This is a genomic window from Eubacterium ruminantium, assembly GCF_900167085.1.
Taxonomy (GTDB): domain Bacteria; phylum Bacillota; class Clostridia; order Lachnospirales; family Lachnospiraceae; genus Eubacterium_Q; species Eubacterium_Q ruminantium.
This window is the reverse complement of sequence record NZ_FUXA01000006.1, coordinates 206,918-233,449: the sequence shown is the minus strand read 5'-3', so window position 1 is coordinate 233,449 and position 26,532 is coordinate 206,918. Positions and strand designations below refer to the sequence as shown.

Below are 26,532 nucleotides of genomic sequence, written 5' to 3'. Positions count from 1 at the left end.
ATGGCTTTCATTATGACTATATCAACTTTTTCGATTTCGGGATGCGGCAAAAAGTCATATGATGAGCCTGAACTTCTTGAACCAAAGAATGCTATGGTTACTTTCGAAAAACCGGCTCTTAGGGAACTGAAAAAGATTGATTATTTAGTAGGAACAGTAGTTCCGAAAGAATATCCTGTTTTTACAACAGAGAATATTTCAATCAGCAATATGAAAGTAAAAGTCGGTGATTATGTTAAAAAAGGTGACATTATCGCCGAGGGATTAATGTTAAGTGAAGAAGAAAAACTGAATGATATTGCTGAAAGTATTAATAATGAAAGAAGTCAGAAATCTATTTCAAACGATAAGACTGACCTCGATATTCAGGGTAAACGATATGATTATGATGAAGCTGAAGTAAATGGTGACTATGATGCCATGGAAAAAGCTGAAATGGAAATAGAACTTTGCGAAGAAGACAGAAGATACGAAAATGAGCTTTATGACAGAACTATTAATGAAAAGACAAAGAATTATGACGAGCTCAAAGATAAGATTGATAAATCATATATAGTTGCAACACATTCGGGATATGTAACATATGTAAAGGAACTTGCAACTTCAAGTGTTGCACTTCCGAATGAAGTTGTTGCTGTTATAAGTGATTATGATGATCCATATATCATCTGCCGTGACAGTAATATCATCAATACTGATTGTGATGATTATGATGAAATATATACATATGTAGACGGTAAGAAGGTTGAGGCAAAAGAAATAAAGTATTCTCAGAATGTTAAATCTTTGGCAAGTATAAACAATTCCGGCCTTCCGCTTAAATTCACTACAAAAGATATAAAGAAATACAAAATGGGACAAAATGTCTTCATTATTCTTAAAGAGACTTTAGCTAAAGATGCATTATCCATATGCATGAACTGTATCAAATACGAAGGAACCATTGCATATGTTTATGTTAAGAACAACGAAAGCGTTGAGAGACGAGATATAGAGCTTGGAGAAAATGACGGACAGTATGTTGAAGTTAAATACGGCCTTGATCTGGATGATGAAGTTCATACGGAACTCTCAAATGTAAAGCCTTCAACTTATAAAGACTATACTATTACAACTGAAGATTTTATCTCAGAAGTAAAGAGCAAAAACATTAATACTAAAAATACTAATATTTACGGATTCTATAACAAACATAATAATGTTGTTTTTGAATCAATAGATGTTGAATTCGGTCAGGAAGTTAAAAAGGGAGATCTTCTTTTTACTTATAAAACTGATATTACTGCAGCAACTATAAAAGAATGTGAGCAGAGGATACGTTCTCTCCAGCAGAATCATGAAGATGCTTTGGAAATGTATAGTCAGTTAAGAGAGAATATCGAAAACCCTCCGATCAAGGAAGAAAATGTACCAGGTATTTATAATACTGATGATTCACAAAGCAATCCTTTAAATAACAGTAATGATCAAAATGCGTCACCTTCGATAGATTCGGATATTGTACCTGATGATAAAAAACTTGCTACGCCAAATGATGCAACATCCAGTGATGCTAAAAAACATAATGAGGAATCAACTGAAAATAATAAAGACGAAAAAAACAAGGATGAAATACAGAAACCTGTAATTCCCGAACGCAAAGTTTTATATGCTGAAGAACGTAAAGATCTTTCATTACAGAGTTTAGATTATGATATTTCGCTGGAAAATCTCATTTACGATTCAATGCTTAAATCATTACAGAAAAATCTTGATCTTATGAAAGAGAATAATGATGGAAATGGTATTATCAGTGTTTATTCGGATAGAGACGGCATCGTAAAACTCATTAATCCATATATACATTTAGGTAAATTCTACTCAGAGAAACAGCATGTCGTTTCTATAGGAGATGATAGTTATAATGAAGTTGTCGTTGAAATGAGAAAGATCAGGAAAAAGAATGAGAACACGAGTTATGTGGGTGAAGTACCTGAATATCCAATGAAACAGGCTGAACTGGGTAGAGAGATATCTGTTGAATTTAACGGAAAGATCTATAAAACCAAGTCAATTGGATTTAGCGGGGTTGTTAACCAAAATGGTGTTTATGGACGTGCTATATATCCTGTCGAGCAGGACGGAAAAGTATTTATTGTAAGTTGTACTCCTAACGAAGGATTTGATGACCAGTTCCATATTGAAAAATTTAAAGAGGATTTCAATTATGAGGAAGCATTCCAGTCCAGAGCAGACGGGGACCTCATGATACATTTTAATTTCAACGAATTTTATGACATTCCGCTTATCGATGCCGGTGTTGTCTATACTGAAATGTTTCACAAAACGGAACTTACTTATGTTTGGAAAAAAGTAGGTGATGAAGTTGTGAAAGAATATGTCAAACTTGCACCTATAAAGGATGAGAAAGGCAATAATCTTTCCAAATATATGATACTTGACGGAATCGAAGTAGGAGACGTTGTTATCAGAGAGATAAGTGATGATAGTTCTTCCGGTACAAATCCGGAAGCAGATACACAGACATCAGAAACAGAAATAAATACGGAGGAATAACCGATGCTTCAGATAATACGTAAAAAATTAAGAAGTAAAAAGCTTTTAAATGGTTGCTTGTTTTTCGGAATAGTTATTCTTATTGCTGTATTCTCTGTTATTCCGATGTTTGAAAGCGGTGCTTTGGATAATGTTATTGAATATAAATTCGAAGATTATTCAGAGGAAAATTCAAATTTCCCATCAACTATTTCAAGATGGGATACTTATAAAGGTGATGAAAATCAGAATATAACATATGAAGCATTCCAAAATCATGTACATAAATACATAAATAAATGGAATGAATATCTTGAACTTCCAATAATCGCTGAGCAGCTTTTCTATAAATTTAATGCAGGAAGATTTGAGGCGGATCTTGATTCAAAAGAAAAGAATATTGAGATAGGAACTTTTGAGAATATCGAAGATCATATGGTTTTCCATGATGTCGAGACAGATATTAATAAATCGGTAACAGAAAATGAAGCTTATCCGGTTTATATGTCAAAAGTTATTATGGATGAACTGAATCTTACAATCGGTGAAGTTCTTACATTGTCATCATTTTCCGATGAGAAAAATGACGATGTTAAAGTTAAGATCGTCGGTTATGTAGAAGAAAAAGATCCGAATGAATATTTCTGGTATACAAAGCAGAGAACAAGACTTTATACACTTTTCGTTAAAAATGATACCTTCGAAAAGATGATGACAGAGCATAAGGTAAGCGGCGTCGCATATGAGATCAATGTTTTATATGATTACAGATATATTACTAAAGATAATATCTATGTGGTAGTTGATTATCTTAAACAGTTTCAGAGAAAAGATAAATCTTTCAAATGTAAATTCCTGGAAGTGCTTAGAAATTACTCAGATATTGAAAGAAATATAAAGATAATCATCATTTCAATTCTTATACCGCTTTTTGTCCTTCTCCTTTTATTCATTTATATGGTTTCGGACAGAATAATAGAAGCGGAAGAAACTGAAATAAATGTTCTGAGAAGCCGAGGTATATCAAGATATACGATTATAAAACAGTACATTTTGCAGTCATTTCTGGTTGGTTTATTAGCATTAATCCCTGGAGTTCTTCTTGGATACGGACTGACTAAGCTTGGTGCTTCATCAGTAAGTTTCCTCGATTTTAAATTCAGGAATTCACCGACATATACATTAAATCCGATGGTTGCTGTCTATGCTACAGCTGCAATTTTGATATCAGTGATAATATCTATTATTCCGGTTATTATCATGTCGAAAAATACAACCATATCAAACCGTGGACGTAATCATAAGATTACAGGCAAAAATTTTATCGAGAAATATTTCTTGGATATCATTTTACTCGGAATATCTATTTACCTTTTATATAACTACATCAAGCAGAAAGGTATTATGATCACCGATATTCTCAGTGGCAAGATGATGGATCCGTTTATTTTCTTCAATGCTGAATTATTCATTTTTGGTGCAGCATTTTTGATGATAAGACTTTCAAGACTTATAGTTCTTTTGGTCTTTAAGCTTAGGAAGAATAAATGGAAGCCTGGAACTTTAGCAGCATTTTTGGAAGTTCTCAGAACAAGAAAGAAATCATGGGTTATTTCTGTTTTCCTTATACTTACTATTTCAATGGGTATCTATAATGCAAACCTTGCAGAAACAGTTAATACCAATAAGAAAGTAAGACTTTCAAATGATATAGGAACGGAGATCATACTTGAACCGGTATACAGTGTAACCGAAAAAGGCGAAGATGGTGGCTGGGTTGTATCAGGTCCGACATTTAATGAACTCAAGGGAATGTTAAATGACGGAATCGCCGATAATATGGCTTCTGTTTATAAAACAGACAGAGCATCGGCTTCTACCGATAAGGGTAATGTTGAAAAAATAGAATTATACAGTATCAACAGTTACCAGTTTGGTAAATCAGCCAAATTCGATACAACTTTAAATAAAAGACACTGGTTTAATGATCTGAATGCTCTTTCGCAGGTATCTCAGGGTGCAATCATTTCAAGAGATTTTGCTGAAGATTATAACCTTGATATAGATTCAACTTTCAGAGTTAATATTGAGTCTCCGGTTGTACATGATGACAGTTCAAAATCAGCACAAACAACTGTCAATGTAAATGTTGTGGCGATAGTCGACAATTTCCCGGGATATAACGGATATTATTACGAAAAAGATAATAAGAAGATAGAAGAAAAGAAAAAATATCTTTGTGTTGTAAATGAAACACTTCTTTCACTTAATTATGGTGATGTCGTTCCTGAATACTGGATCGATCTTGCTGAAGGAAAAGGTGTAGATGATATAAAACAGTTTTTAAACGATAATAATATCGAAAAATCATCAATAACAAGTTATGACATAGAGATTGAAAAATTCTTCTCATCAGCTGTTATCCTTATAACAAATGGTTTATTCAATATAAGTTTTATCGTATCGATGATCATCTGCGTAATAGGATTTCTTATTTACTGGCTTACATCTATACGTTCGAGACAAATGTATTTTGGTATATACAGGGCAATGGGACTTGGCATGAAGGGGATTAATCGTATGCTTATCAAGGAACATTTCTTTAGTACATTCTTCTCGGTAATTTCAAGTTTTATTGTAGGTGCTTTAACATCGAAGTGTTTCATTGACCTTATAAGCTGTGTATATCTTCCGGAGAAACATAGTATCCCGCTTGAGATACTTGTTTCACAGAAAGGAATTATAAGAATAGGAATCTTTATAGCTATAGCCATAGTTTTATGTATGACCATTATCATTAAATACATTAAAGACATGAATATAACTGAAGCGATTAAAATGGGTGAAGAGTAATTTAATAGGAGTGATTTATATGATTAAAAAGAGGAAGGTTGGTAAAATCATTTTGTTCTCGTCAGTTGTCATCATATCATTATCGATGACAGCTTGTAGGAAAAAGTCGAAGAATATTTCAGAATATAACGAAGATGAACAGGGGAAAGGTACTGAGTTAAATTCCGGAAATTCCGATTCAGATAATGAAAGAAGTGTTTTAACAGAATCTTGGAATGAAAATCTCCGAGGTGGCAATGATGGTTTTTCATCAATCAAGATCAACACATCAATAAGTGAATATGATCCTGCGGATTTAAATATATATTCGGTGAAATATAAAGCATTTAATCCTGAATATAAAAAAGAATTATGTGAAGATATTTTTGATGAGAAGACTGTTGATGTTTACGATTATAGTAATCCTACTAAATCGATATATGATGAAAAGATAAGTGATCTGGATGCTTTATATAAAGAACCAACTTATAATGAAACAGGATTTGAGAATTTTTATCCTGCATCACCAAGAGGGTACGGTTATGATTTTGAACTTAAGGATAAAGTTGATGCCTTTGATAAAAATGAGATTTTAAAAAGGATAGAAAAATTTGAGTCAAAAAAAGAAAAAGCACCCGAAAAGTTAGATAATAACTTTACGTATGATGGTTATTCCGGACTTATAGATGGTGAGGAATATTATATGTATTTCGGAAACAGAAATTATGATGAATATTTAAATTCACCTATTTCTGTACAAAAAAACAACAGAGTAATTACCTTGATGAAAAAGGATATTCAAGGATTAAATAATACCGAAAAAAATATGGATGATATCCTGGAAGCAAATTTTGATGCTGTAATTTCATACGAATATAAAAATACCGATTTGAATGTATCAGATGAATGTATAAATACAGCAGATGAATTTGTCAAAAAGATAGGCTTTGGTGATTATCAATTAAAGAAAGAAACCTATAGGCTTAAGTGGGGCAATAAACTTAATCTGTCATATGTTTATTCACAAGGATTTAAGTTTTGTCCATCAACCTCTTATGAAATAGAAGGTGGCTACGCACTCAGATATTCACTAATTTCTGATAATTCAGATAGATTTAATGATTATGATGTTCCTTTAGATAATTATTCTGAGGACAAAGACGTTTTTGACAGGAATAGTGATATATACGTTTTTGTAAATGATGATAATAAAATCTTAGGTTGTCAGATATATAATCCTGCACAACTTATTAAAACAGAAAATGTAAAAAGTCTTATATCTGCAAAAGATATTCAGGAGATTACCGAAAACAGTGTTAATAACAAAAATTCATGGAATATAACAAGTTATAATTTATCTTCATTCGATATTGATTCAGTAAAATTAACATATTTTCCTTTTGAGTCAGATACAAATAATGATGAATACAAGTTAATCCCTTGTTATATCATTTATAAAAAAACAGGCGAATATAATCCTAATGTTACGCTTGATAAAGATTTATATGTGGTAGACGAAGTTAGTGTAACTCCTTGTCTGGTGATTAATGGAATTGATGGAAGTATTGTAAATATAAAAGATACTCTTGATGATTATCCCAAAGGCGCAAATAACGGAAATATTGGATATGGTAACTTAAAAGATTATAAATGGGAAAGGTTTAAAGAATATGAAGAAAAATAATTTATTATGTGCAGCAGGGTTAATCTTAGCTTTATCCTTATGTTCCTGCGGTAAAAAACAAGCAGGTACTATTGAAGATTATAATGTCGATAGTACAAATGACGGTGAAAATCAATCTATGGATAATACGGAGCAAGATACAGAATATCCGGGTGATACTTCAGACATGGATGATTATTATCCTGCGGAAATGAGTTATGATGAAACATGGAAAGAAACTCTAAACGGTGGTAATGATGGATTTGATACAGTAAAAATTGACTGTGGATATAATAGATTTGATAAAACTCCTATTACAGTAGATATCTTTGATGTACCGGAATTTACAAACGAATATCATAAAAAAATATGTGACAGCATCTTTGATCAGAGCAAAGTAGAAGTATATGATCATAAGAATCCGACTAAAAAAGCTTTACAGGAAAAGATTGATACATATGAAAGTATTCTGAATTATTATGATAAAGCTTCTGATACCAGAAAGATAATGTATTATTTTCCAAATAAATTAATTAGTTTGAATGATGAATATACATTTCAGGAATCTCTTGATAAAGCAAGTAAAGATGCAATCGTAAATAAAATATCAGATTTAAAATCATCATATGAAAAAGCTCCTGAAACAATAGAAAATGATTATTCATATGAGGGATATTTAGGTAAGATCAATAATGAAGATTACTATCTGTATTTTGGCAACAGAAATCTTGATGAATATGTAAATTCACCGAGATCATATCAGATTAATAACCGCGTTATAACTATCATGAAAAAAGACTTGAATTATGATTTGACAGGTGTTGCTTTAAGTGATGACAACATGAATCAGAACATTTTTTTAAACGATGCACATGAAGATATTAATCTCAAAGTAGACGATATAGAAAAGTTTGACATTAAATTCAATTGCATTAACAATTTTTCTCATTATTCTATTGGTTATACGGGATTAAGTATTAGCGATCATACTGTAATTCCTGATGACAGTAATTTAAATGATTATGATAAAGAGATGAAACTTGCGGAAGAGTTTATAGGAAAACTTGGTTATACTGATTGTTATGTAGAATCAATTGAACCTATTTGTTGGTCAACACCAATGTCAGCTGCACTATTTCTTTCAAGAGATTATAAATTTCAGCCATTTGATATGAAATTATATGATGAAACCGGTGGTATAAAAATATCATATAAGATCAAAGCAGAATCAAGTAAATATTGTTCTATTTCAGAAACTTATAATTTTGATGCTTTCGCTGAATCCGGTGATACATATCATTTTGATAATAATATAGATGTATTTATAAAGGGTGATGAAATACTCGGATGCCAGATTTTAAATCCAATTACACATAAGAAAAGTGAAGGGGTCAAACAATTATTAGACTATGAAGATGTTAAAGACATTGTAAAAAATAGCGTAAATGACAAATCTGTATGGAATACTAACGGAAATGATCGCGATATTGTGGAAATTGATAGAATGCAATTCGCTTATTTCCCGATTCGTTCAAAAGATGACCCATCAGAATATAGTTATATTCCGTGTTATGTTGTCTATCATGATATAGATATAAATATAGGCGGATTAGCAATTAACAAAAACTATTTCTATCCAACGTTAATAATCAACGCATTAGATGGAAGTTATATAAATGTAAGCGAACAATTGGAAAATTATCCTATGGGAGCTTCGAATGGAAATAAAGGGTATGAAAGTTTATCTAAACTTCAGTGGGAAATGTTTAATAAAGAGGATTAATTAACTTCATTAAGAGGTATTAAGGAGAAGGTATATGAAAAAAAGAAGAATGCTTGTAACTATGGCAGCTGTATCATTATTATCATTCGCATCATGCGGAAAAAAATCAAAAACAATAGATGATTATGATATTGATAATGATACAAATATTTCATCCGAAGCTGCGACTGTTGAAACCAATGATTCAAATGAACCGGTTCATTGGTCAGAAAAATATACATTAAGTGATAGTAAGATTACAAATGTAATCGTCAGAGTTGATTATGAAAATGCTGACGATGAAAAGCAGACCATTTCAACAGTTAAATTTGAGGAAATGAATAAAGACTATATAAAGAATCTTTGTGATAAAGTATTTGACTCAGAACCTATTGTTTATGATGCAAATGCCAAAACAAAAAGATATTACGAAGACAAGATAAAGTTAAATGAAGACTGCTTAAATATTTATAATCAGTTCATGCCGGGTAATAAGGATAATATAGAAAAACTCAATAAGAATATAAATACATTAAAAGACGAGATGGAAAATGCTCCCGAAAATGTAGATAATGATTATTCTTATGGTGGATACATCGGAAACATAAACGGAACAGAATATTATATGTGTCTCGGCAATAGAAACTTTGATGAGATGACACAGCTCCCGACAACATTTGCATTTGACGGTAGAATAATATCTTTATTCAGAAGCGATTCATTGTCTATGTTTAATTCGGATGATTCAAATAGTTTTAAGGGTTCTTATAATGATGATCAAATAGCAGAAGCTAATAAAGTCAGATATTTTGAACAGTATCCTTTTGATTCATCTCTCGGATGGCCTAAAAACATTGAGAATAAAGCGAACAGCAAACAGGACGTTCTTCTTGAGAAGGCTAAAGAATTCGTAAATCAGCTTGGATTTTCGGATTATATGTATAACGGCCAGTATTATAATATTTTATATTATAAGGGTGTAGACCGTGATGTCTTCAAAGCACTGGAAGTTTACGATGAGAATCTTGAGTTTACAAGAATATCTGATTTTGAAGGATATGCATTTGTATTCAGTATTACAGGTGAAACTTCAAAAATATTTGGTTCCTACGACCTTATCATGCCGGCTTATACCGAAAAACTCGATTGTGCAGATCCTAGATCATATATTTCGGTTTATGTGACAGATAATGGTGTAGTAGGTTGCAGCATTACTAATCCGGCAACACTCATTAAATCAGAAGATGTCAGTTCGATCATCAGTTTTAATGATTTCAAGGATATATATCAGAATAATTATAACGATGAATCTATATATAATATACCAACCAATTCAGAAGCTACAGTTATAAACCTTGAAAATATATTACTTACAAGCTTTCCGATTAAATCAGATGAAAAGGGTGTATATAAATATGTTCCTGCTTATTTACTTTACAGCAAGTTTTTAGCACCTAATTCTCCTTTTGATTCAAAGAGCTATCAGAGATATATTAAACCATTTGTGCTTGTAAATGCCATAGATGGAAGTATAATAAAAATCGAAGATAATCTTACTGATTATCCTGATGGCTTCTACCATGGAAATGAAAGCATGGAAATATACTTCGGTGGAATTCAAAATAATAATCAACAAGGTGAAGGGGAAACAAAATATAAATGATAAAAATACTTGTTGTTGAAGACGAAAAACCTATTTCAGATCTCATAAGACTTAATCTCAGAAAAGTAGGATATGAAGTAAAAGCAGTTTATAACGGAGTTGATGCAATAGAGATCGTTGACAAAGAAAGATTTGATTTAGTACTGCTTGATATAATGCTTCCCGGAGCAGATGGCTTTGAAGTTATGGATTACATCAAGCCGCTTAATATACCGGTAATATTTATAACAGCAAAATCTGCTCTTGATGACAGAATAAAAGGACTTACCTCTGGTGCAGAAGATTATATGATCAAACCTTTTGAAATATCGGAACTGCTTGCAAGAGTAAATATCGTTTTAAGAAGATTTGATAAAACCGAAAAAATTCTTAGCTTTCATGATCTCAGTATCAATACCGAAAGTATGGAAGTTAAAAAGAATGATGAAACCATAAAACTTACTCCTAAGGAATTTGAGATGCTGGTTTTATTCGTTCGCAACAAGAATATAACAATATATCGAGATAGGATATATGAAGAAGTCTGGGGCGGTGAATCTGATTATGAAACAAGGACTGTTGATATTCATGTCCAAAGACTCAGAAAAAAAGCAGGACTTAAAAATTCACTCGTCACAGTATATAACATGGGATACAAATTGAAGGATGACTAATTAATTGAAATTCAGATATAAAGTACTTTTGATCAATTTAATAGTATTATCTATTGCGCTTGGTGTCATAGAATATTTGTCTGTTAGAAGGGATTTTTTCAATTCAATTGATTCGGAGCTTAGTGTCGCCGTTTCTGAGAATAATCTTTTTAAGGCTTCACTTGAATATGAGTTTCTGTCTCTTTTGAATAATCCTACATATAACAGCTATATACCTACAAGCGCTGTGAATGATATGGTTAAAAAGGTACATAACGGAGTACTTATTTCAGAAAGTTCTTTATATGTAATATATAATGATGAACTTATCTATACAGGGGATGACGATGTCGAAAGTATTCCGAAGGAAATTACGTCGAATGAAAATCATAAAAAAATATATTACATTAAAAAAATAAATAATAAGCATTATATATTTATCAGGTCGGAAAGTATCTTTGATAAATATAATTTCACCATTATTTCGAAAAAAAACATCTCGAAGGTTTATACGCAGTTAAAAAACAATCTTAATTTCATGAGAATTCTGTCCCTGATAGTTTTGGTAATTGCAGCAATTATCATCTATCTTGTCAGCTATTATTTGACAAGGCCTCTTGAAGAGCTCAACAAAGTAACAACCCGTATATCGGGAGGTGAATATGATGTAAGAGCAGACAATAAATCAGATGATGAGGTTGGTATTCTTGCTGATAATTTCAATACCATGGCAGGTTCCGTTGAAGAATATATAGGCGAACTAAAAGATATGGTTCACCGAAGAGACCAGTTCGTTGCGGATTTTACTCATGAGATGAAGACTCCTATGACGACAATTATAGGTTATGCAGATACATTAAAAAATGTAGAGCTTTCGGAAGATGAGAAAAATATGTCTCTTGATTATATATATTCCGAAGGTAAACGTCTTGAAACCATGTCACAAAAGCTATTCAAACTTATTTATCTGAAAAGCCATGATATACCGATGGAAGAAGTAAGTGCGGATGAAATGGGTAAAGAAGTTGTGCTTCTTATGAAACCTGTTATGGACAGGAAGAAGATAAAGGTCATATCCAACTTCGAAAAAGGTGATATATACGGAGACAAGGAACTGATCAAGACTGTATTTATCAATATACTTGATAATGCAAGAAAAGCTTCAAATGAAGGCAGCGATATTTATTTTAACGGACATGTTGTAGAAGACGAAGCTAACGAAAAAATGTATGAAGTGACCATTAAAGATAATGGTATAGGAATATCGGAAGAAGATCAGAAAAAGATTTTTGATGAATTTTATATGGTTGATAAATCCAGAGCTAGAAAAGAAGGTGGAGCCGGTCTTGGAATGTCACTTGTATCTATCATTCTCAACAGACATAATGCAAAAGTTCTGATTGATAGTGAACTTGGTAAAGGAACTACTTTTACGATCAAGTGGCCGATTACCGGAATGGAATCAAATGAAGAAACGTTGGAATAAGAAAAGTTTTATTTTAATATTTACTGCTTTAATATTTGCTGTTTGCAGCATGATTCTGCCCGGAATTCTTATAAATCGTCATTATAAGGAAGAAATAAACAGCGTAAAAAAAGTTCCTGATAAGTATTATCCTACAAACTCAAATTATAATGTTATCAAGAATTCTTCTCAAAAATTGACTGACTACCAGGTGAGGCAGCTTCTTTCAGGAGTATGGGAAAGTAGAATCAGCGAACTTTCAAATGATTATTGGGATAAAAGCGGATACCTCATATCTCAATCAGCAAAAGAAAAATTAAATAATCTTTATGGTATAGGATTTAGTCCAATATATGTGAATTCTGATTATAACGAATGGTACAACTGGGATGTTAAAGTTTTAATGGCTCTTGATACAAATCTTCTTACTTATGCCGGAATCATGAATATGACGGAATTTAATCATTATATCAAGGATACTAAGATACTTGTATGCCAGACCGATAAAGATAATTTGGTTATGCTGGAAATATACACAAAAGATGATAATGTTATCGCCAGCTTCAATCCATATTACCCTGACGGTAAGATCATAGCACTGGCATCTATCATGCTTGGTCCCGATTATTCTATATCAAAAATTGAAACTGCAAATGGATTAAATGAGCAGCTTGAAGATAAAATATTTAATAATACTATTTATGATTATGTAACAAGCAAAGAACTGAAGATAGAAAATTATGATTTAAGTAAGCTTAAGGTTAGTAAAATCAGCGTAGGATCGAATGCTTCAGATCATACAAGATATGATTTCTATATTTATTTATATATTGACAAAAATTACTATATCGCAGGTCTGATTCCTGCTGAATGATGAATGCTGAAAGGATGGATCGGCTAAAATGGATAATAATGTGATCATAACAGGAGAAAACATCTCCAAGATATATCAAAATGGTAAAAATGAATCATTTCCCGCTCTTGATAATGTCTCTATCGAGATTCCAAGATCGAAATTAACTATAATTAAAGGTCGATCAGGATCAGGAAAAACAACTCTTATAAATATGCTCAGTGGACTTGATTCACCTACCTCAGGCACTATTCGTATGAATGATGTCTGCATCAATGAAATGAATATAAATGAGCTTGAAGATTACAGAAGAATTCATATGGGATTTGTATTTCAGTCTGTGGCTTTATTCCCGATAATGAGTGCTTATGAAAATGTTGATTTTGCGCTCAGGCTTGCTGATTATAAAGATAATAGAGACGAAAGAATTAAAGAAGCAATGAGCATGGTTGGTATAGAGGAAAGAATGAAGCATAATCCTGAAGAAATGTCAGGTGGTGAGCAGCAGAGAGTTGCTATCGCAAGAGCAATTGCGCCAAAGCCTGATGTTGTATTCGCTGATGAACCAACAGGAGCTCTTGATACAGAAAACGGTATTAAGGTTGTATCGCTTTTTAAGCATTTGATTGAAAAAGAAGGAATCACCATAATCATGACGACTCACGATCCCGGTCTTATGCAGATGGGTGACAGAGTTCTTGAAATGAATGATGGTAAGATAATCAATATTATTGACAATGATTAACAGTAGGTGGCTTATGAAGAGAAAAAAACATAAAAATGAAAAGGACAATTTAATCGATACATCCTTATTTAAAGATGAAAATAATGAAGGAACCGGTGAAGATGAATCATTAAATGATGAATACGGTAATGTGACCGGCATGGATGATTCAGCAGATGATGAATCTAATGATATAACAGATTCCGATGATTCTTTAGGTACCACAAATCCGAATAAATCAGTAGATGCTGAAGAAAGCGGCAAATCAAAAGAAGATAATACTCCGAAAGATAAAGATTATATCGTACAGTGCGACGGTCTTGTTAAACTTTATAAGACAAATGAAGTTGAAGCAATGGCATTACAGGGGCTTGAACTTAATATCGAAAGAGGAGAACTTATAGCTATTATTGGTAAATCCGGAAGTGGTAAATCAACACTTCTCAATATTATAGGTGCCCTTGAGCAGCCTTCTGCAGGTAAGATAATTATAGACGGTGAAGATTTAAGTCTTATGTCCAGAAAGGAACTCGAAAAGCTCAGAAGAAAAAAGATTGGATTTATTTGGCAGAAATCTTCACAGAATCTATTTCCTTATATGACTGCTGTTGAGAATGTGGAATCACAGCTTTATTATCAGAAAATGTCTAAGGCGGAAAGAAGAAAGAAAGCTCTGGAGCTTTTAGATGAAGTAGGTCTTAAAGATAAGGCGGATTCATTTCCCAGAGAAATGTCAGGTGGTGAGCAGCAGAGAGTTACTATTGCGGCTGCCCTCATAAAAGATCCGGAAATCCTTCTTGCCGACGAGCCTACAGGTGCTGTGGATACTAAAACATCTGATATGATTCAAAATCTTTTCAGAAAACTTAACCAAGAACGCGGAATAACTGTTATAATAGTAACACATGATATCAGTCTTGCTAATAAAGTTAACCGTGTTGTAATGATTTCGGATGGTCGAGTAACCACTGAAAAGGTCATGAAGGAGAAATACCAGAAGAGTATCTCTTCTTTGGATTCAGAAACATTTGATATGTCTCTTGTTCATGAAGAATATTCTGTACTTGATAAAGCCGGACGTCTTAAGCTTTCAGATGAGATCAGAGAGCAGACAGGAATAACATCTACACGTGTTAAAGTTGAAGTCGTTGACGGCAAGGTTGTTATCAGCAGTATTGATGACTAATTGAAAGAGGTATTTTTAAATGAAGAGTAAGATAAGATTTGTTATAGGAATAATCGTCGAAATAATTGCAATCATTTGCATTCTGATGTATTTCAACACAACCGGAACTTTATCAAAGATTTTACTTTATGCAGGTCTGGGACTTAATGTTGTAAATATTCTTATTTTTGCCATGGTTAGCAATGATGAGGATAATAATAAACTTTACTAAAACCTTTTTGATCTATTTGGGGGTATTTTATGGTAAAAAAGATTTTTATAGGTATTACCATTTTTATACTTGGTATGCTTGTCGGATTATTCTGCGGCAAAAAGCTTTTTGATAAAGGTAAATATGACCAAAGAATGGATGAAATAATGGCCGATGACATCGAAGTCGAAAGGAAATGGTTGATTGACAAAGATAAGGTTCCTTATGATCTGAATGATAAAGATGTTTATGTATATGATATTATACAGACATATTTATGTTTTGATCCGGAAATCAGAGTTAGAAACTATAATTATGATTCAGATTATGAATTTACCATCAAGACTAATATGTCAAAAGATGGTGTTGTCAGAGATGAGTATAACCTGAATATCACAAAAGAAGAATATGAAAATCTTGTACCAAAGCAGGAAGGTAATACTATTCATAAGACCAGATATCAGTTTTATGCGGATAATCAGCTTATATGTATTGATATATTCCATGATGATCTGGACGGACTGGCATATATGGAAATAGAATTTCCGAACAAAGAAGAAAGTGATGCTTTTGAAACTCCGTCATGGGTTATAAAAGATGTTACTGATGATATTCGTTATAAGAACGGACATCTTGCTCGCTATGGAATACCTAAGTAAGTTCATAGTTTTATAAAAAGAACTCCTAAAAAGAGTTCTTTTTATTTCAGCCAAAATGCATTAGAATATAAATGTATTTAAAATGAAGACTTAAGAAACAACAAGGAGATTGATCTCATGAGCGATAATAAAGCTAATATTAACTGGTTTCCCGGACATATGACAAAAGCTGTTAGGGAAATGGAGCAGAACATTAAACTTATAGATATTGTAATAGAGATACTTGATGCAAGAATTCCTTTTTCAAGCAGAAATCCGATAATCGATAAACTTGCTAAAGATAAATACCGTCTTCTTGTATTTAATAAAACAGATCTTGCCGATCCTGCTTTAACAAAAAAGTGGGAAGAGTATTATAAAGAAAAAGGCTGGGTTTCCGTATCTATGGATTCAAGAAAAACCAAAGATGCAAGAAATATCACACCTATAGTTATGGAAATCTGCAAGGAAAAGCTTGAAAGAGACAGAAGAAAGGGCCTTCTTAAAAGACCTATTAAATCCATGATAGTTGGAATTCCAAATGTTGGAAAGTCAACATTTATCAATTCTTATGCAGGAAGAGCCAGCGCCAAGACCGGTAATAAACCGGGCGTTACAAAAGGTGTTCAGTGGATAAGACTCGGAAATAATCTGGATCTTCTGGATACACCCGGAGTTTTATGGCCAAAGTTTGATGATAAGATAACAGGAATCAATCTTGCGCTTATAGGATCTATTAATGATAATATACTCAGCAAATATGATCTTGCACTTCACCTGATCGATTTTTTAGAAAATAACTATTGCGGTATTATTTCAAAAAGGTATAATATTGAAGAGGTTAAAGAAGGTCATGAAGTACTTAGTTCGATAGCTGATACAAGAAGATGTATTCTTAAAGGTGGTGAGCCGGATATTGAGAAAGCAGCCACTATTCTTATAGATGACCTAAGAAACGGAAGTCTTGGAAAGATATCTCTTGAAGAGCCTTCTGCTGATAAGGAGTAAGACAATTGAGTAGCAAAAAGAATAATGATATCGAGAGTATAGATGAAGCCAAAGAGCTTTTCTATGGTCTTGCTGAAGATAGAAAACAGGATAAAAGAGCTCTGAAAGAAGCTGCTAAGGAAGAAAAAAGACTTGCTAAAGAAGCTGCTAAGGAAGAAGCTAAACTTCAGAAATCTAAATCTAAACATAAAGATAATGATGAATCATCAGATTCTGATTCGGCTTTAGAAAATGATGGATCATCAACAGAAGATTCCGAAGAAGAAACAACGGATGAAACAGAAGGAAAAAAGAAATACAGAGGACGCCGTAAAAGAAAAGAGAAGGTTAATATAGTTAAAGAACTTTATTATCTTGCTATTTATATAGGTGTTGTAATTCTTGCCTGCTATCTTATCGTAACTTTCGTCGGTGAGAGAACGACCGTAGACGGTGAATCTATGAATCCGACGCTTCATAATGGCGAAAGTCTTTGGATTGATAAGATAACTTATAGATTCTCAGATCCAAAAAGATTTGATATAGTTGTATTTCCTCCAAAGGATAATCCGGATAATTTATATATCAAGAGAGTTATCGGTCTTCCCGGAGAAACAGTTAGAATTGATGAATGGGGAATCATCTATATTAATGGAAAAGAGCTTAAAGAAGCATACGGACTTGAAGTTATTTCACCTGAAACAAGAGGTGTCGCCAGCAATGAAGTTATTCTGGGACATGATGAATACTTTGTAATGGGTGATAACAGAAATAACAGTCAGGATAGTAGAAAGTCATCCATAGGAAATATTAAAAAGAAAGAGATAATCGGCAAGGCAATATTTAGATTGTCGCCATTATCGAAATTTGGTAAAATCAAGTAGTTATATAAGAGGGAATATATGAGTAAACATTTATTCCCTCTTTCTATGTCGATAGAACTTTTTTATATAAATAAATTTATTAAAGTGGTGTTTGAATGAATATTTGTGAGATAAAAAAAATATATGATTCAATAAATACTCTGCCGATAATGAAGTATGAGGAAAAAAAGAATCAGTATCTTAATCTGATAGAAAATATCAAAAGTGATGAGCGTAAAGGCGTTGTTGCTGTACGAAACAGGGCTGAGAAAGCTGTCGAAGCCATCGATAATGAAGTGAAACGTGTTAAAAACATGATGAAATTCGAAGAAAAGTACAGTGATTATATGTATATCTGCGGAACAGATGAAGTTGGAAGAGGACCTCTTGCAGGCCCTATTGTCACTGCTGCAGTAATACTTCCTAAAGGATTTGTTATCCCTTGTCTTAATGATTCTAAGCAGGTTAAAAAGGAAGTAAGAGAAGAGCTTTATGATATCATTATGGCAAATGCTGTTTCTGTTGGGCTTGGTATGAATTCTGAATCATTTATTGATACTGACGGTATTCAGGAAGCCAACTATGATGCAATGAGAAAAGCTGTTTCCAACCTCAGTATAAAGCCCGATCTTGTTCTTGTTGATGCTGTCAAAATTCCTAAAATGGATATTAAGCAGGTTTCGATCATTAAAGGTGATGCCTTATCTGTATCCATTGCAGCTGCCAGCATTATTGCCAAAGTTACAAGAGACAGACTCATGAAAGAATATGATGATCTTTATCCTGAATATGATTTTAAGAATAATATGGGATACGGATCAAAGAAACATTTGGAAGCTCTTGTTAAATATGGTCCATGTGAAATACACAGAAGATCATTTATAAAGAATTATATTTAATTTATGAATAAAAGATCTGTCGGAAGTGAAAAAGAAGAGTTAGCTGCTGAATTTCTTGCAAATAAAGGCTATCGCATAATAGAAAAGAATTTTTATATAAGGCAGGCTGAAATTGATATAGTAGCTTATGATGAAGTAAGGAAAATCCTTATTTTCGTTGAAGTCAAATACAGAAGTTCTGCCAAAAGCGGTTCTTCGCTCGAAGCTGTAAGTCTTGCTAAACAGAGAAAGGTAAGTAAAGCAGCTCTTTATTATCTTAACTACAAAAAAATCAATCCGGATACTGTTAATATACGCTTTGATGTGGTTGGTATCGACGGAGATAAGATAACGCATATTGAAAATGCATTTATGTATGTAGGTTGAGATTTTTAATAAGACGAGAAAATAGTACTGTAGCAGCACATATTTATTCGATTATTGAATGTATATTATATTTAATAATACAATATTAACAAGAAAACTATATGCACTAATAAAGTGATGAATTAACAATATGATAGATGAAAAAAGATTAACTCAAATAAAAATTGATAATGATACTACCGTTTCTGTCATTAAATCAAAGTTGCTATCTAAATTTGATGACAAGATAGTTCACGGCTTTTCCACAAGACTCGGTGGTGTAAGTAAAGATCATCTTTCTTCGATGAATCTTAGCTTTAGCAGAGGCGATGAAAGAGATAATGTTCTTGAAAATCACAGAAGATTTGCAAAGGCACTGGGCTATGATGAAAAGAAACTTGTTTTTTCGGACCAGGTTCATAAGGATCATATAAGGATCTGTACAGAAGAAGATGCCGGAAAAGGTATAATAATTGAAAGTGATATCAAAGAAACAGACGGACTTATGACAGAAGTTAAGGGGCTTCCCCTTATTACTTTCTTTGCTGATTGTGTTCCGCTTCTTTTTTATGCACCTGATATTAATACAGTGGCAGCTGTACATTCCGGATGGAAGGGTACTTTTTTAAGAATCGGGCCTAAAACCGTGAAACTTTTCAGAGACAGAAATGCAGATATAAGTAAACTTATTTGCTATATCGGGCCTTCAATCTGTGGTGGCTGTTATGAAATAGGTCCTGATACCGCAGAGAATTTCATGGATTTTAATGACGGAATCATTTTAAGAGATAATCATAATGGTAAATATAATCTTTCGCTTCAGAAGGCTATCAGAAAAACTCTGATTAAGGAAGGAATGAAAGAAGAAAATATTGAAATTTCCGATATTTGCACAGCCTGCAACAGTGATATTTTATTTTCACACAGGAAAACAAATGGTAAGAGAGGCAATTTGGCAGCTGTTATTATGCTCAAACAGTAAATGCTGCTCTTTCAATAAAAGGATAATATTATGAAAGAACATCTTATTGTAAGTGTAATTGAAGATAGTCCTGCTGATAAAGCCGGTATTTGTAAAGGTGATATTCTTATCTCATTAAACGGTAAAGAGATCATCGATATTTTTGATTATGATTTTATTGCAGAAGACAGCAGTGTCACTCTCGATATAAGAACTGAAAGTGGCGAAGAAAAGCATTATGAGATAACCAAAGACGAGGGTGAAGATCTTGGCCTTCTTTTTGAAGAATCTTTGATGGATAATTATAAATCCTGCTACAACAAATGTATTTTCTGCTTTATCGATCAGAATCCTCCGGGAATGAGAGAAACAATTTATTTCAAAGATGATGATTCAAGACTTTCATTTCTCCAGGGTAACTATATTACTCTTACCAATATGAAGGATTCGGAAATTGACAGAATCATAGAATATAAACTTGCACCGATCAACATTTCCGTTCATACTACTAATCCTGAGCTTAGATGTCAGATGCTCCATAACAGATTTGCGGGAAAGATCATGGATCAGATTGAGAAGCTTTATCAGGCTGAGATTCCTATGAATTCACAGATAGTTCTGTGTAAAGGTGTAAATGACGGCGAGGAGCTTCTTCGTTCATTAAGAGATCTTGCAAAATATGTTCCGATAATGGGAAGTGTTTCAGTCGTTCCTGTCGGAGTTACAAGATATAGAGAAGGCCTTTTCCCTATGAAGGATTTCACACCGAGCGATGCTGAAGAAGTAATAGACATGATTGAGTATATCCAGGACGAAGTATATGAAAAATACGGAATCCATTTTGCGCATCCAAGTGATGAGTGGTATATACTTGCAGGAAGGGAGTTGCCTTCCGAAGATAAGTATGACGGTTACAATCAGCTTGAGAACGGTGTGGGTATGACAAGACTTCTGTATGATGAATTTACTGATGCCGTTGATCAGGTTCTCGAATATAAGAACAGAAAAAAGAAACTGTTCCATAGAAAGACTAAGGAAGAAAAACTTTTTGAAGCTATGATCAATAAGAATCAGGGACGAAAAGCATCAACTATTTGCGGCATGCTTTCTAAGGACAACAGAATTCATATATGTAATGAATTAAAGCGTGTCAGACCGGATGTAGAATTCATGGTTTATCCTCTGGAGAACAAGTTTTTCGGACCTAAGATAACCGTTACAGGCCTTCTTACCGGAAGTGATATAGTAAGTGGTTTGCAGGGGAAAGAGCTGGGAGATGCACTGCTGATCCCGTCCAGTTGCCTTAAGGCAGACGAGGAAATATTCCTTGATGACATGACTTTGGAGGAATTAAAGAACGCTTTACAAGTAAAGACGGTTATTGTAAAATCATATGGTATTGAATATTTAAAAGATATACTGGGAGTATAAAGATGAGTAAACCCGTAGTAGCCATAGTTGGCAGACCTAATGTTGGTAAATCAACCCTTTTTAATGCTTTGGCAGGAGAAAGGATTTCGATAGTTAAAGACACCCCCGGAGTTACGAGGGATAGAATATATGCAGATATAACCTGGCTTGACCAGAGTTTTACTATGATAGACACAGGTGGTATTGAACCTGAGTCAAGCGACATCATTCTTAAGAGTATGAGAGAGCAGGCTCAGATTGCTATTGATACTGCTGATGTCATTATTTTTCTTACAGATGTTAGACAGGGACTGGTTGATGCGGACTCTAAAGTAGCTGATATGCTTAGACGTTCTCATAAACCGGTTGTTCTTGTTGTAAATAAGGTTGATAATTTCGAGAAATTCATGGGTGATGTTTATGAATTTTATAATCTCGGCCTCGGTGATCCATTCCCTGTATCAGCTTCAGGAAAGCTTGGATTCGGTGAGATGCTTGATGAAGTATGCAGTCATTTCAACAAGAAGGCTGATATTGATGAAGAGGATGACAGACCAAAGGTTGCCATAATCGGTAAACCTAATGTTGGTAAATCATCAATCATTAACAAGCTTCTTGGAAAAGACAGAGTTATTGTATCCGATATCGCCGGTACAACAAGAGATGCTATCGATACTGCCGTTAAGAGAAATGGTCAAGAATATGTATTTATCGATACAGCAGGTCTTAGACGTAAAAGTAAGATAAAAGATGAAATAGAAAGATTTAGTATCATAAGAACAGTTACCGCAGTTGAAAGATGCGATGTTGCTGTTCTCGTTATTGATGCAACCATGGGAGTTACTGAGCAGGATGCAAAGATTGCAGGTATTGCCCATGAAAGAGGTAAAGGTGTTATTGTTGCGGTTAATAAGTGGGATGCTATTGAAAAAGATGACAAGACCATGAATAAATTCAAAAATGACATCAAAATGACTCTTTCATTTATGCCTTATGCTGAATTGCTCTTTATCTCTGCTGAGACAGGACAGCGACTTGAAAAATTATTTACAACAATCGATATGGTTGTTCAGAATCAGACACTCAGAATTGCTACAGGTATCTTGAATGAGATCCTTGCAGAAGCGGTTGCTCTTGCAGAACCACCTTCAGATAAGGGTAAAAGACTCAGACTGTATTATATTACTGAGGTTTCTGTTAAGCCGCCAACATTTGTTATATTTGTAAATGATAAAGAATTGGCTCATTTCTCATATATCAGATATATAGAGAATAAGATTCGTGAAGCCTTTGGATTTAAGGGTACTCCTCTTAGATTTATTATTCGTGAAAGGAAAGATAACTAATGACTGTCTTGATAAGAATAATCTGTCTGGTCAGCGGATATTTCTGCGGCCTTCTTGAAACAGGTTATATATATGGAAAATTAAAAGGTATTGATATTCGTAATTATGGAAGCGGTAATTCCGGAACCACCAATGCACTGAGAGTACTTGGCAAAAAAGCCGGTCTTGTTGTATTTATCGGTGATTTCTTTAAAGCTGCAATTCCATGTCTTATAGTCAGGTTTATAACACAGGGTCTTTATCCTGACAGATTTCTTTTATTTGTTTTATATATAGGTCTTGGTGTAGTAATGGGACATAATTTTCCATTTTATCTGAAATTCAAGGGTGGTAAGGGCGTTGCAGCCACAGCCGGAACAATATTCGGGCTCTTTATACCACTTATGATACTTATTTTACTTGTACTTTTTGTTGCTGTAGTAGCAGCTACAAAATATGTTTCACTCGGTTCGATTCTTCTTATGATAGAGTTTTTCATAACTTATGTTGTTATGGCTCTTAATAAGATGCTATGTTTCGATCCTAATGGCAGTTCAAGATCTGCTATGATCGAAAGTTTTGTTCTTGCCGGTATATTTGCAGTTATGTCTATCTATAAGCATAAAGCAAATATCATCAGACTTATTCATGGTGAAGAGAATAAGCTCGGTCAGAAAAAAAATAATATTATTACAGAAGCAAGTTTTCCTGTAAATTGAAAAATTTTAGGAGGTTTGATCAAATGAATATTTGTATATTAGGAGCCGGTAGCTGGGGAATAGCTATTGCAAAGCTTCTTTCTTTAAATGAACATGAAGTAACAGTTTGGTCTATAGATGCTACAGAAATAAATATGTTAAATGAATATTGTGAGCACAAGACAAAACTTCCGGGAGTTATACTCAGCGGAACTGTTACATTTACAACTGATTTAAAGGCAGCTATTGAAGGTAAAGATATTGTTGTTATGGCAGTACCAAGTCCATTTGTAAGAGATACTGCAAAGAAAGCTGCAGAATTTATCAAAGAAAATCAGATTATCGTAAGTGTTTCAAAGGGTATTGAAGATGAAACTCTTATGAGACTTTCTGAAGTTATAAAGGATGAAATTCCTTCAGCTAAGGTTGCTGTACTTTCAGGACCAAGCCATGCTGAGGAAGTTGGTAAATGTCTTCCAACTACAGTAGTTGTAGGTTGCGAAGATAAAGCAATCGCTGAAATGATTCAGGATGCATTTATGAATGATTTCTTCAGGGTTTATATTAGCCCTGATATTATAGGTATCGAGTTAGGTGGAGCTCTTAAAAATGTTATAGCTCTTGCCGCAGGTATCGCTGACGGTCTTGGATGTGGCGATAATACAAAGGCTGCCCTTATTACAAGAGGTATTGTCGAAATAAGCAGACTCGGTATTAAAATGGGTGGTAGTCCGGAAACTTTTTCAGGTTTATCGGGTATAGGAGATCTTATTGTTACTTGTGCTTCAATTCATAGCCGTAATCGTAAGGCCGGTTATCTTATCGGTCAGGGAAAGACATATCACGAAGCTATGGATGAAGTAAAAATGGTAGTTGAGGGCGTTTATTCTGCAAAGGCTGCATATAAACTTTCTCTCAAGTATGGAGTTTCTATGCCTATAACCGAGCAGGTCAATAAAGTTCTTTTTGAAAATTATTCTGCAAAAGATGCTTTATTTGATCTCATAACTCGAGATAAAACTAAAGAAGTGATAGGATTAACATGGTAGACGATAATAACAATAATAAATTCAAATTAAACAAAAATAACAGAAGAGCTATCATTACGATGCTTTCTTTCTTTATTCTGATTTCTGCTGCATTTTTAATTTCGGAGTTTATAAATGTTAAAAAATATTTCCCGGGTGGAACAGTTGTGAATGCTGAAGGTTCTCCTGTTGGTACCGAAATAATAAATGTTGTATCTGACAAGACCGAAGCTAAAACAGAAGTTTCTACTACTGAAGCAGTGTCAACTGAAAAAGTCACAACTGAAGTTACAGAAAAACCAACAGAAAAGGTTACTGAGAAGCCAACGGAAAAAAAGACTGAAAAGACTACAGAAAAAGCAGAAGATAAGACAGAAAAAACTACTAAAGAAACTGCAGAAAAGAAAGATAACCCTGAATCAAAAGAAGATGTTAAACTTGATATGGATACTGACGTTCCTGAACTTCCGGCTGTAGCTGAGATAAAGGGAAATGATTTTGCTGATCCAAAGTTATTTACACCAAATAAAGTAGTAGGCGAAGATTATTTTGATAATTCAGTATTTATCGGTGATTCAAGAACAGAAGCTTTAGCACTATATTCAGGTTATGATAATATCAATGCATTTGCCCATAAAGGGCTTGATGTAGGTTCTATCAAAGATGAAAAATGCATTAAAGTCGGTGATAGTAAATTAACTGTTGAAGAAGCAATCAACAGTACAATGTACGATAATTATTATATTTCATTTGGTATAAATGAACTTGGTTGGGTATATCTTGATGTATTCGTAGATGACATAAATGAACTTATAGATATTATTTACAAGCATAATCCTGATGCAGTAGTTTACGTAGCTCAGATAGTACCTGTTTCAAAAAGCGTATCGGATACAGATGAAATATTCAATAAAGAAAATGTAGATAAGTTCAATGAAGCACTTTATAAGTTATGTCAGGATAGAGGTGATGTTGTCTATCTTGATTATGCAGCTTCAGTAAGAAATAGTGATGGATATCTTCCTGAGGAAGGTACTTCTGACGGAAAGCATTGTTCGGCTGATTATAGCAGACGTATACTTGAGTATATCCTCAGACATACATATAAGAGAGTAAAATAATGGCAACTGTAGACGTAAAGATCAGTAATTTTGAAGGACCTCTTGATCTTTTACTGCATCTTATAGATAAAAACAAATACAGTATATTTGATATTCCTATTGTAGAAATTACTGCACAGTATCTTGCATATCTTGACGATCTTTCTGAAGAAGATTATGACAGAATGAGTGATTTCCTTTTAATGGCTGCACAGCTTATAAGCATTAAAGCCAAGATGCTTCTTCCGAAAGAAGAAGAGGAAGTTGAGGAGGAAGGCGATCCTCGAGATGAACTTGTTCAGAGACTCCTTCAGTATAAGATGTATAAATACGCTTCTTATGAACTTAAAGATATGGAAATGGATGCGGAAGGCGCATATTTTAAACCTTCAACCATCCCTGCAGAGGTAAAGAATTATAAAGAGGAAGTTGATCCGGCTGAACTGGTTGGAGATCTTACTCTGGTAAGACTGAAAGAAATCTTTGAGCAGATCATGAAACGAGAAATCGACAGAATAGACCCTGTCAGAAGTCGTTTCGGTACGATCACACGAGAAGAGATTAAGCTCGAAGACAGGATGATTGAAGTAAGAGATGAAATCAGAGGACTTAAGAGCATTAATTTCAGAACTTTACTTGGAAGACGTAAGGGCAAGATGAACTTAATAGTTACATTTCTCGCCATATTGGAATTAATGAAAACCGGTGTTCTGACGATCAGACAGGAAGGTATATTCGATGAAATCATAATAGATTCATTGGAATAATGGTAT

The 26,532-nt window shown here is 33.5% G+C and carries 23 protein-coding genes; all 23 read left to right on the top strand.

All coding sequences use genetic code 11. From position 1 onward, the window contains the following. Nucleotides 1-12: 12 nt before the first annotated feature. The 23 genes from B5D25_RS05235 (at nt 13) to B5D25_RS05125 (ending at nt 26,526) form a co-directional block, all read left to right on the top strand. Complete coding sequence (locus tag B5D25_RS05235; RefSeq protein ID WP_143004526.1) at nt 13-2,556, top strand: efflux RND transporter periplasmic adaptor subunit; 2,544 nt, start codon at nt 13-15, stop codon at nt 2,554-2,556. 3 nt (nt 2,557-2,559) lie between these two features. After that, entirely contained in the window at nt 2,560-5,388 is a 2,829-nt protein-coding gene (locus B5D25_RS05230) for an ABC transporter permease (protein ID WP_078786893.1), read from the top strand. 310 nt (nt 5,389-5,698) lie between these two features. Continuing rightward, nucleotides 5,699-7,051 carry a hypothetical protein gene (locus tag B5D25_RS05225; protein WP_143000638.1) on the top strand — a complete coding sequence of 451 codons (1,353 nt, stop codon included), beginning with the start codon at nt 5,699-5,701 and terminating at the stop codon, nt 7,049-7,051. Next, nucleotides 7,038-8,813 (top strand): hypothetical protein, encoded by a 1,776-nt coding sequence (locus tag B5D25_RS05220; protein WP_078786891.1) that lies wholly within the window; start codon nt 7,038-7,040, stop codon nt 8,811-8,813. Before B5D25_RS05225 ends, B5D25_RS05220 begins: the two co-directional genes overlap by 14 nt. A gap of 34 nt (nt 8,814-8,847) precedes the next feature. Then, the gene (locus B5D25_RS05215) at nt 8,848-10,455 is read left to right on the top strand and encodes a hypothetical protein (protein WP_078786890.1); all 1,608 of its coding nucleotides are present in this window, start codon (nt 8,848-8,850) and stop codon (nt 10,453-10,455) included. After that, the gene (locus B5D25_RS05210) at nt 10,452-11,108 is read left to right on the top strand and encodes a response regulator transcription factor (RefSeq protein ID WP_078786889.1); all 657 of its coding nucleotides are present in this window, start codon (nt 10,452-10,454) and stop codon (nt 11,106-11,108) included. Before B5D25_RS05215 ends, B5D25_RS05210 begins: the two co-directional genes overlap by 4 nt. A 4-nt stretch (nt 11,109-11,112) precedes the next feature. Then, nucleotides 11,113-12,573, top strand: a complete 1,461-nt coding sequence (locus tag B5D25_RS05205) for a sensor histidine kinase (RefSeq protein WP_078786888.1) — start codon at nt 11,113-11,115, stop codon at nt 12,571-12,573. Continuing rightward, on the top strand, nt 12,554-13,426 hold the full coding sequence (locus tag B5D25_RS05200; RefSeq protein ID WP_078786887.1) for a hypothetical protein: 873 nt from the start codon (nt 12,554-12,556) through the stop codon (nt 13,424-13,426). Before B5D25_RS05205 ends, B5D25_RS05200 begins: the two co-directional genes overlap by 20 nt. 28 nt (nt 13,427-13,454) lie before the next feature. Then, nucleotides 13,455-14,150, top strand: coding sequence for an ABC transporter ATP-binding protein (locus B5D25_RS05195; protein WP_078786886.1), 696 nt, complete (start codon nt 13,455-13,457; stop codon nt 14,148-14,150). 13 nt (nt 14,151-14,163) lie between these two features. Continuing rightward, nucleotides 14,164-15,315 carry an ABC transporter ATP-binding protein gene (locus B5D25_RS05190; protein ID WP_242870172.1) on the top strand — a complete coding sequence of 384 codons (1,152 nt, stop codon included), beginning with the start codon at nt 14,164-14,166 and terminating at the stop codon, nt 15,313-15,315. A 19-nt stretch (nt 15,316-15,334) separates the two neighbouring features. Further along, on the top strand, nt 15,335-15,526 hold the full coding sequence (locus tag B5D25_RS05185; protein WP_078786885.1) for a hypothetical protein: 192 nt from the start codon (nt 15,335-15,337) through the stop codon (nt 15,524-15,526). A 29-nt stretch (nt 15,527-15,555) separates the two neighbouring features. Continuing rightward, nucleotides 15,556-16,164 (top strand): CYTH domain-containing protein, encoded by a 609-nt coding sequence (locus B5D25_RS05180; protein ID WP_078786884.1) that lies wholly within the window; start codon nt 15,556-15,558, stop codon nt 16,162-16,164. A 117-nt stretch (nt 16,165-16,281) separates the two neighbouring features. Then, complete coding sequence (gene ylqF / locus B5D25_RS05175) at nt 16,282-17,151, top strand: ribosome biogenesis GTPase YlqF (protein ID WP_078786883.1); 870 nt, start codon at nt 16,282-16,284, stop codon at nt 17,149-17,151. Nucleotides 17,152-17,156: 5 nt separating this feature from the next. Continuing rightward, entirely contained in the window at nt 17,157-18,014 is an 858-nt protein-coding gene (gene lepB, locus B5D25_RS13235; protein WP_341443607.1) for a signal peptidase I, read from the top strand. A gap of 95 nt (nt 18,015-18,109) precedes the next feature. Then, entirely contained in the window at nt 18,110-18,892 is a 783-nt protein-coding gene (locus B5D25_RS05165; protein WP_278286082.1) for a ribonuclease HII, read from the top strand. Between the two features lie 3 nt (nt 18,893-18,895). Beyond that, nucleotides 18,896-19,258, top strand: coding sequence for a YraN family protein (locus B5D25_RS05160; RefSeq protein WP_078786882.1), 363 nt, complete (start codon nt 18,896-18,898; stop codon nt 19,256-19,258). Nucleotides 19,259-19,388: 130 nt separating this feature from the next. Next, nucleotides 19,389-20,219, top strand: coding sequence for a peptidoglycan editing factor PgeF (pgeF, locus tag B5D25_RS05155; RefSeq protein WP_078786881.1), 831 nt, complete (start codon nt 19,389-19,391; stop codon nt 20,217-20,219). Between the two features lie 30 nt (nt 20,220-20,249). Beyond that, nucleotides 20,250-21,629, top strand: coding sequence for a DUF512 domain-containing protein (locus B5D25_RS05150; protein ID WP_078786880.1), 1,380 nt, complete (start codon nt 20,250-20,252; stop codon nt 21,627-21,629). A 2-nt stretch (nt 21,630-21,631) separates the two neighbouring features. After that, complete coding sequence (der, locus tag B5D25_RS05145; RefSeq protein WP_078786879.1) at nt 21,632-22,954, top strand: ribosome biogenesis GTPase Der; 1,323 nt, start codon at nt 21,632-21,634, stop codon at nt 22,952-22,954. Next, nucleotides 22,954-23,652: a glycerol-3-phosphate 1-O-acyltransferase PlsY gene (gene plsY / locus B5D25_RS05140; protein ID WP_078786878.1), complete on the top strand. Its 699-nt coding sequence runs from the start codon at nt 22,954-22,956 to the stop codon at nt 23,650-23,652. Before der ends, plsY begins: the two co-directional genes overlap by 1 nt. 23 nt (nt 23,653-23,675) lie before the next feature. Further along, nucleotides 23,676-24,680, top strand: a complete 1,005-nt coding sequence (locus tag B5D25_RS05135) for an NAD(P)H-dependent glycerol-3-phosphate dehydrogenase (protein ID WP_078786877.1) — start codon at nt 23,676-23,678, stop codon at nt 24,678-24,680. Continuing rightward, nucleotides 24,674-25,780, top strand: coding sequence for a GDSL-type esterase/lipase family protein (locus B5D25_RS05130; RefSeq protein ID WP_078786876.1), 1,107 nt, complete (start codon nt 24,674-24,676; stop codon nt 25,778-25,780). The genes B5D25_RS05135 and B5D25_RS05130 overlap by 7 nt, the downstream gene beginning before the upstream one ends. After that, nucleotides 25,780-26,526 (top strand): segregation and condensation protein A, encoded by a 747-nt coding sequence (locus tag B5D25_RS05125; RefSeq protein WP_078786875.1) that lies wholly within the window; start codon nt 25,780-25,782, stop codon nt 26,524-26,526. Before B5D25_RS05130 ends, B5D25_RS05125 begins: the two co-directional genes overlap by 1 nt. The last annotated feature ends 6 nt before the right edge of the window (nt 26,527-26,532 follow it).